Source organism: Streptomyces sp. NRRL F-2580 (assembly GCF_000720115.1).
Lineage (GTDB): Bacteria > Actinomycetota > Actinomycetes > Streptomycetales > Streptomycetaceae > Streptomyces.
Window position 1 is genome coordinate 1 of the sequence record NZ_JOIR01000078.1, and the last position, 8,303, is coordinate 8,303.

The following is an 8,303-nucleotide window of genomic DNA, read 5'->3' on the forward strand; positions in this document are numbered from 1 at the left end:
CCGCCGCGAGGGCGGCCCGGCAGGCCGCCGAAGCCGAGCTCGCGGCCCGGATACGCACGGTCCATCAGGAATCCGACGGCACCTACGGCGCCCCCAGGATCACCGCCGAACTCTGGGACCAGGGCGAACGGATCAACCACAAACGCGTCGCGAGAATCATGCGGACCATCAGACTCGAGGGAGTGCGTCTGCGGCGCCGGCACCGGACCACGAAGTACGTCGGCGACATCACATACCTGCCGGTCAGCGGTGCGAAGCCGCTCTATCTCGCGACCGTCATCGACCTTGCCTCGCGCCGTCTGGCCGGGTGGGCGATCGCCGATCACATGCGCACCGAGCTCGTCACCGACGCCCTGGCGGCCGCCGAGCGGACCCGCGGCAGTCTCGACGGAGCGATCATGCACACTGATCACGGATCGCAATATACGAGTAGGGCCTTCGCCGAAGCCTGCAGGTCAGCAGGGGTCCGGCAGAGCATGGGCGCGGTCAGGTCCAGCGCAGACAACGCCGCCGCCGAGTCGTTCAACGCGGCCTTCAAGAGGGAGACACTCAAAGGCCAAAAGGGCTGGCCGAGCGCGAGGCGAGACTCGACGCCTTCCGCTGGCTAACCCGATACAACACCCGGCGTCGGCACTCCCGGCTCGGTCAGCGATCTCCGATCGCCTTCGAGAACGCCTTCCAGCTGACGTCAACTACCCTGGCCCGAGCCGCATAGACGTGTTCAAAAGCCGGGGTCAAGGCCCATCCTCACTCAGCCGACGACACTCGGCCGCGTAGGCACTCGTACCGTCCTCCGAAGGATGCTTCCGCGTTCGGCGCAGCTCAAGGACCACACCACCGCAGCCAGCCTCCTCACTCGGTACGGTGCCCAGCCGGGAGGCGGGGTCGTGCTCCGGGCTCCACTCGGCGGCGTGTCCAGAAAGGTGTGTCCCAGCGCCGTTCGATTCCGTAGCAGACGGTTCGCGCCAGAAGGTACTCGGTGTGCACTGCCTCGACCTGTTCGGCGTATCGCAGCAGCGGCCTGTCGACGCCGTCCGCGTCCGCACGGACGGCGTCGGCCGCCGAGATGCCGGTGGCCAGGGCTGTGGTGATCCCGCGGGCGGCGATGGGGTCGGAGGCGGTGGCCGCGTCGCCGACTGTGGCCCATCCCGACCCGGCTGCGGGGCAGGCACTGGATGTCGAGGCTCGCACGATCCGCAGCTCGACGGGAGGAGGCGTCGACGTCCCGCGAAGGCGCAGGCGGGCTCGGACATGTGTGGTCGCCGTGAGCTCCCGCCACCATACCTCCGGCCGGTGCAGCGCGTGCCGCGCGGCCACGTCGGCGTCGGTCATCGCCATGACGAGGGCCGTTCCACCGGGCAGCGGTGCTGTGTACCACCAACCGAACGGAACCGACTCGACGAGTGATGTCCGCGGAAGGTCCCGGTGCACAGCGCCGGACGGCAGCCGTGCCGCGAGCGCGACGAGGCGGTCGTCGCGCCTGACCTGTGCGCCGATGCGCCTGGCAACGCTCGCACTCGCGCCGGTGGCGTCGATGACGTACCGGGCGAGGATCGTCTCTTCGCCCAGGGTGATGCGCCAGTGCCCGGTGAGACGCTCCACCGAACGGACTTGACCATGCCGTTGCCGAGCCCCCGCGTCGCGGGCCGCCTGGAGCAGCGCCCGGTCGAAGCGGAGACGGTCAAGATGCCACCCGGGGCCGAGAGGGTCGAGGAGGGCGTGGGTACCGGTGAGCAGGCTCTCGCCCCAAGCCGAGTCGTTCCCGGAGCACCGGGTGTGCGGCCCGGAAGTGACCCGGTCCAGTACGCCGAGGCCATCGAGCAGAGGCCCGGCCTGCGCCGAGAGGCTCTCGCCGGGCTTCCACTCCTGCCTGCGGCCAGGGTCGGCGACCACGACCGTGGCGCCCTGACGCCGAAGGGCGAGAGCGGCCGAAGCTCCCGCCGGTCCGCCTCCCGCGATCAGCACGTCGCATGTATGCGACCGGGCGCCTGGGGCCATCAGTGGACAGCGCCCATTCCGTGGATCGTCGGCCGGCTGATGCCTCCGGCTCCCACATCGGCAGCCTCGGGCGACATCAGTGCGGAGAGCATGACCCGAGCCTGCGGCGGCATGAGGTCCGGGAGCGGGCAGCCGGCGGCGATCCAGTCGACGGCGATCTCACGGCCGGTTCGGGTGGTGCCGGGCACCACCGCGTCGAAGGCCCTGCCCATGCTGTTCGCGGGAGAGATCAGGCCGGTGACGAACGCACTCTCCTCCGGCTGGCCGGGCTGCACAAGAACGTTGTCCGGGTGGGCGATCGCCGCGAGAAGCGCGCCTGTCGGCTGGGTGAACCACCAGGCCACCGACTCCGTCCTGGTGCGGCTGGGTTCCGCGGGGTCGGGGCCTGTGATGGTGGCGTTGGTGTGAGCGGGATTGCCCGCCTGGCGCGAACGGAGGAAGTCGACCACCCGGGTCATCGCCTCGAGCGGGGTCAGCTGCGGTTTCGTGGGAGGCGCGGTGAGCGAGCGTGTCCACTGCCGCCACAGTTCCATTTCGGCGTCGGTGAAGACCTTGTACATGGGGCCCGTGAAGGTGGTCAGTTCGAAGAACGGACTTCGTTCCGGATCGCCGGGATGGATGAGCCCGGAGTCCTGGAGTTCCTGAAGCAGACCGGAGGGGTCGAGGAACCAGTCGTTCAACCTGGTTCCGCCGAGCGTCTTCGCTCCGTGGTTACGGGAGGCGTACGGCGCCTTGTCGCTGATCAGGCGGATGAGCCGTTCCTCCGGAGTGGGCGGATCGAAGAGGAGCTCCCACAGATCGTTGCCGAAGTTTCCGGTGTTCCCGAAGGCCACGTAACCGTTCCAGATCCGTTGCCAGCACTGCTGTACGGCTGCGTCTCCGCCGTTGTTGTAGATCTCTTCCAGGTACTGCACGACCGCGTCGCGGGCCTTGGCCCCGTGACCTTCCGTCGCGTTGTCGATGCCGATGTGCATGGCGTAGAACTGCGGATCGATCCCGTGGTACTCCAGCAGCTTCACCGTCGGCTTCAGCCCCAGCACTTCCCATTCCAGGTACAGCGTCATGCCGAGCAGCTCGGGGAGGAACTCCTGAGAGTGCTGGGAGATGGCCAGTTCGAACGCGCCGACCGTGTAGGCCGAGTCGAGCATCTCGGGCAGCATGGCGAACGCGTAGGAGTCGACCGGCGGCAGGTACACGCCGACGCTGTGCAGCAGGTCCGAGTAGAGGTTGGCGTGGTTCAGCGCCGGGTTTCCGTTGCCCATTTCGTCCACCCAGATGGCAAACAGCAGGGCGTGGACCTCATTGGTCGGCCCGGCCTGGGTGACGTTCCGCAGCCAGGCACCGTCGAGGAGATTGAACGGCGCGAGCTGACGGAGCCGCTCGATGACCATCTGTCTGCTGAACAGTGTCACGCCACCGTCAGCCGTCTCCCCGTCCATCGCGAGACCGGCGTAGATGAGCTCCAGGCGGGACTCGAACGCCTCACGCGAGTACCGGAACGGGCGCAGTGTCAGGGGCAGCATCGGATTGGTCTGCTGCTCGGACACGGCTCGGTCCAACACGGTCTGCGCGTACTTCTTGGCGGCCTTGGCCTGCTCGGGGAACCGCTCCGGATGCTGGAGCACATAGAACCATTCCCGGTCGCTGAGCCCTACCTGTTCGGCCCGCTCCGTCTCCACCAGCACCGTCTCGCCCGCCGTGCCGGCGCGCGCGACCACGAAGCCCAAGGTGCTCCATTTGTCGACCATGTCGTTGTCACCGGCGTGGTCGCGCGCCCTCTTCCACAGGCGGTAGACCCGTTCGTCGTACGCGGTGTCGCTTTCGCCCGGCAGCCGGTCCAGCTCCGGCTTGTACACGACCTGGAGACCGACGCCACGCGCCCAGGGCTGTCGATGCACCTCGTGTTCGGGCAGTTGCCCGGCGGACTCGGCCGCCGACTGGATCAGGCGCTGGTACTCCCGCTCGGGCAGGACGTCGTCCGGGCGTTGGGCCGGCCACCAGTGCGTGTTGCACTCGTAGAAGTCGGCCTGCCAGGGCAGGGCCATGTACTTGCTGATGTCTCCGGGTGCCAGTCCCTCGCGCAGCCGGAAGGGGCCGGACCAGGTCGCGGGCTCGTCGGCGATGAACGTCATCTCGATTCCGGGGAAGAACGACGCTCCGACGCACGTCTCCAGCGCGGCCTGGACCAACGCGTGCGGCTGCTCGGCCAAGGGCAGATCGGTCAGTTGCACAGGGGCTTGACCGTTCACTCCGTCGGCGGTGAAGTCGCCCGCGGCCCAGCGGCGCATCCGTTCGTACTGCCCGGGAAGAATCGTCATCCACCTGCTCGGATCACCCTCGATCGGGTCGCCTCCGTCCCCCGCGAGCTGGGGCATGAAGGTGTAGTTGGCCTGAGTCACGTCGTGGGCGCCGGGGGTGCGTAGCCGGGTGAACACCTCGTTGCGGAACGAAGCGTCCTCGGGGGCGTTCGAGGCCAGGCGCGCCAGGCGGTTCTCGTTGAGGAAGTCGCCCCGGGCACCCTTGCCGTGTCCCCGTTGGGCGTTGCCGTTCACCCACCTGTATCCGCACATGCGCTCGAGCAGCGGGTAGATGTCTCTGCCGAAGGACACCTCTTCCGCCGCCGGGAGCCAGTTGGCCCGCTCGGCGACCTCACGGGCGACGTCGTAGAGCGTCACGAGGCTGGTCACGTCCGGCGCGAAGTCCGGAGGGGCGACGATCACCCATGCGGGCGTGACGGGGATGGTGCGTCCACCGCCGACGGTCACGGTTGCCGTGACTGGACCGTCCGAGGTGTCGTCGAACCAGTAGTCGTTGTTCGCGTAGTGCACGAGGGGGTTGTGGGGTTTCACGGACGCCGAGCGGCCGTATCCGCCCAGTACGAGGAGGCGTCCCGCCTCGTCCGTTCGCAGCTCGCCCAGCGTGACGGGCGTCCCGAGGAACGTCCCCGTGTCGAACCCGGAGCCGGAGCCGTCCACGTCCGGCCCGCCGGCACTGCGGGGCCCGGGCTTGATGACCAGCCCCGCGCGCGCCTGCGGGTCGGCCGGGTCGATCTTCTGGTTGCGCCGGTTGGCGGGAAGGTCGGACTGGTTCAGACGTCCGTTGAACTTGAACCAGTCCGCCTTCGCGTTCGCGAGCTCGACCGTCCATCGGACCTCGGCCTCCGCCGCCGTCACCTCGCCGAGCACATTGTCGTCTTTGTCGTACGCGTAGAGGCGGAAGCGTGCCGCCTGGCGTTTGACACGTCCTCCGGAGTCCTTGAACCCGCCTGTCGGATGAACTGCAACGCCCGGTACTTCGGGTCCCACGTAGAAGCTGCCAGGGCTGTTCCCGACCCGCGCGACACCGAGCGTCGGATGGATTTCGCAGTACGCGATGTCATCGATGTTCACACTCACAGCAACTACCACGGGCACCGGAATCCGACACCCGCATATGACATTGGCAGCTCTCTTTCACGCCAGTGGCGGGGCAGACGGGTTACCTGAGCGTGAGGAGGAGCCGCAGCGGGGATGAGTGACCAGGCCGCGCGTCCGGCGCCGCCGCCTCTACGAAAGGACCACAGCCATGACCGAGAAGGATTTCCTCGACGCAATCTCCGACGTCCGTCTCGACGAAGTCACCCTGGATCAGACCGGGCGCATCATCATCACCAATGCGGCCGCGGCGGAACGCATCTCCGGGATGGTGGACAAGGAACCGGAACCGAACCTGACGGTCAGAAGCGTCAACTTCAATTGCCGCCCCACGCGGTGACGAGGGGCGTGCCCGACGCGCGGCAGGGCGTCGGCTCACTGTCCAATCGCCGCCTGCACCTGATTCTCCTCCCGACCGAACAGTGCAATTTCCGGTGCACCTACTGCTACGAGGACTTCACGACCGGCCGCATGTCCGCCGAAGTCGTCGAAGGCGTCGAACGGCTGGTCGACGAGCGCTTGGCAGGGCTCCGGTCGCTGCGCATCTCCTGGTTCGGAGGTGAACCGCTGCTGGCGCTCCCGGTCGTTGAGGAGATCTCCGCCCACATTCTCCGCGGCACGGCTGCGAGGCCCGGACTCGCTTACACGGCCGACATGACGACCAACGCGTACACGCTGGACGTGGCCACCGCCGAGAGGCTGGCCGCTCTTGGTATCCAGCAGTACCAGATCTCGTTGGACGGTCCCGGGGAGATTCATGACCTGACACGCGTACGCGCCGACGGAAAGGGATCCTTCGCCAGGATCTGGCGGAACCTGATGGATTTCCGGGACAGCAGCGTGCGGAGCCGGGTGGTGCTGCGAGTCCACCTCACTGCCGACAACCTGCCGGGCATGCCGGAATTCCTCGCCCGGATCCGAGAGACGTTCCTGAACGACCGACGCTTCTCGGTCGCGTTGAAGCCGATCGAGCACCTCGGCGGCCCGAACGACGAGAGCATCGGCATCGTGCCGGAGGCGAAGCGCTCGCGCGTGCTCGCGGAGCTCTCCGCACTCGTGTCCTCAGGGACTCCGGTGGGTCCGGAAACACCGGAAGGGTCCTCTTCTGTCACCGAACAGGAGGGGGCGGCCTGCTACGCGGCTCGTGGCGATTCCCTGGTGATCCGTGCCGACGGTTCCGTGGGAAAGTGCACGGTGGCCCTGACCGACCCTGCCAACACGATCGGCCGGCTCCATCCCGACGGCTCCCTCGGCATCGACAACACCCGCTTGCGCCCGTGGCTGCGCGGCTGGTTCACCGGGGACGACGAAGCGATCGCCTGCCCATACAGGGGCATGCCGCGACGCGTCGAACCTCCCCTGCTGCACATCGCCCGGCGGGGCGACAGGCCGTGACCACGACCGAGCCGAGCGGGCGATGCCGGAGCGGTTCTTCGGCAACGCCACGCAGGGGCCCGCGAGGTACGGCATGCCGAGCGTGAGCGGGTGCGCGGCCGGTGCTCGGTACTGGCCCCAACCAGAGCGTCTTCTCAGTGTCCCCACCCGCTTGCGTGCCGCGTCGGCACTGATCCCGAAGGGGCTGCCCGATGACCGCCCATGAAGTCCCGGCGGCACGCTCCTCGATGACGCAGACACGAACCAGGTGCTCCGCGCGGCGTTCAAGGTTCGCGGGCCGCCAGCGCGAAGGCGCCCTGCCACACGTCCTCTTGGAGCACGGCCGCCTGGAGCAGTACTTCACGCAGCGCCTGGAGCGGAAGTTCGAGCCTGTAGCCGACGCTCGCTAATGCCTTGAGTTCGGGCACCGCACCGTTCGCCCGTGCCGCTCCCGGTACGCGCGGTACCGGCGGATCTCCAAGTCCATCTGATCCTCGACAACTACGCGACCCATAAGACACCCGACATCAAGAAGTGGCTGCTGGCCCACCCACGGTTCCACCTGCACTTCACGCCGACCAGTGCGTCGTGGCTGAACCTGGTAGAGCGGTGGTTCGCCGAGCTCACCCAGAGGAAGCTCAAGCGTGGAGCCCACCGCTCCGTCCAGGCCCTCGAACGCGACATCCGGGCCTGGCTCACCGACTGGAACGACCAACCCAGGCCCTTCGTCTGGACGAAAACCGCAGACGAAATCCTCGACAAAGTCGCCGCCTACTGCCACCGAATCTCTGACTCACGTCACTAGGCCGGTTCGCTGAAGTGGTCCAGGAGCCGCTGCTGGAGACTGTTGAGCACCAGGCTGTGCTGCTTGAGCATCGAGAGGCGGTACGCGGCCGTAGGGGCGTACTCCTCGACCTCGTGCACGGCCGCGGCGACCACATAGCCGTTCAGCGCGTCCATGTTCCCCGCCGCGCCGTAATCCTGACCCGTGGGAAGCAGAGAGCGGTCCAAGGAGGTCTCGTCACTGGTGATCACGTTCGCGACCACCGACGGCTGCCAATCCCTGGCATTGGTGAGGGAGTGGTGCGTGTCGAACCGTACGGTGACCGTTTCACCTGCGGCGATTGCCACGCTGTACCGACCCTCTTCGTCGGTGAAGACGTGATCGATCTCCGAGAGGTCACTGCGATAGACGCTGACCTTGATCATGAAGATCGGACTCTTGTCGGAAACTGCTCGCACTTGCCCGAACATCCGGGTCTCCTCCCGGTCGGACTACCGCTGGAGACCACCCCTGCAACCAGTCTGTCCGGGCCCCACCGCCGCCGCCAGTCGGACCGTCCGGGCCCGCCGGTCGGCGGCGTGGGGGTGGCTTCCGGCGCCGTAGAAGCGGGTGAGCAGTCCAGGACCAGGGGTTGGTCCTGGGGGCGCCGTAGGTGCCGTCGGATTCCTGATGGACCGTGCGTATCCGGGCCGCGAGCTCGGCTTCGGCGGCCTGCCGGGCCGCCCTCGCGGCGG

Annotated in this window: 6 protein-coding genes and 2 pseudogenes; 4 read left to right on the top strand and 4 right to left on the bottom strand. The window is 67.7% G+C overall.

The features are described from left to right. Positions 1–715, top strand: a pseudogene (locus IF88_RS46240) (IS3 family transposase); the annotation flags it as partial. 137 nt (positions 716–852) lie between these two features. Here the strand turns inward: IF88_RS46240 and IF88_RS0139150 are convergent. Beyond that, complete coding sequence (locus tag IF88_RS0139150; protein WP_158754903.1) at positions 853–1,965, bottom strand: NAD(P)/FAD-dependent oxidoreductase; 1,113 nt, start codon at positions 1,963–1,965, stop codon at positions 853–855. Between the two features lie 32 nt (positions 1,966–1,997). Further along, positions 1,998–5,387 (bottom strand): LodA/GoxA family CTQ-dependent oxidase, encoded by a 3,390-nt coding sequence (locus IF88_RS42730; protein WP_158754906.1) that lies wholly within the window; start codon positions 5,385–5,387, stop codon positions 1,998–2,000. Between the two features lie 175 nt (positions 5,388–5,562). Here IF88_RS42730 and IF88_RS48905 point away from each other — a divergent pair, with 175 nt between their 5' ends. Continuing rightward, on the top strand, positions 5,563–5,751 hold the full coding sequence (locus tag IF88_RS48905; RefSeq protein WP_030724136.1) for a hypothetical protein: 189 nt from the start codon (positions 5,563–5,565) through the stop codon (positions 5,749–5,751). A gap of 8 nt (positions 5,752–5,759) precedes the next feature. Further along, the gene (locus IF88_RS0139165) at positions 5,760–6,806 is read left to right on the top strand and encodes a radical SAM protein (protein WP_037808763.1); all 1,047 of its coding nucleotides are present in this window, start codon (positions 5,760–5,762) and stop codon (positions 6,804–6,806) included. 263 nt (positions 6,807–7,069) lie between these two features. On the opposite strand, the gene IF88_RS47080 is transcribed toward IF88_RS0139165, so the two are convergent. Beyond that, complete coding sequence (locus tag IF88_RS47080) at positions 7,070–7,213, bottom strand: hypothetical protein (protein WP_158754908.1); 144 nt, start codon at positions 7,211–7,213, stop codon at positions 7,070–7,072. A 35-nt stretch (positions 7,214–7,248) separates the two neighbouring features. Here IF88_RS47080 and IF88_RS0139175 point away from each other — a divergent pair. After that, positions 7,249–7,590, top strand: a pseudogene (locus tag IF88_RS0139175) (transposase); the annotation flags it as partial. Here IF88_RS0139175 and IF88_RS0139180 read toward each other — a convergent pair. After that, positions 7,587–8,027 carry a carboxypeptidase regulatory-like domain-containing protein gene (locus tag IF88_RS0139180; RefSeq protein ID WP_234323873.1) on the bottom strand — a complete coding sequence of 147 codons (441 nt, stop codon included), beginning with the start codon at positions 8,025–8,027 and terminating at the stop codon, positions 7,587–7,589. The pseudogene IF88_RS0139175 and the gene IF88_RS0139180 sit on opposite strands and share 4 nt — an antisense overlap. Positions 8,028–8,303: the final 276 nt, after the last annotated feature.

Coding starts and splice junctions, on each gene's coding strand:
- IF88_RS48905 (WP_030724136.1), top strand. CDS start 5,563: ATGACCGAGAAGGATTTCCTCGACGCAATCTCCGACGTCCGTCTCGAC.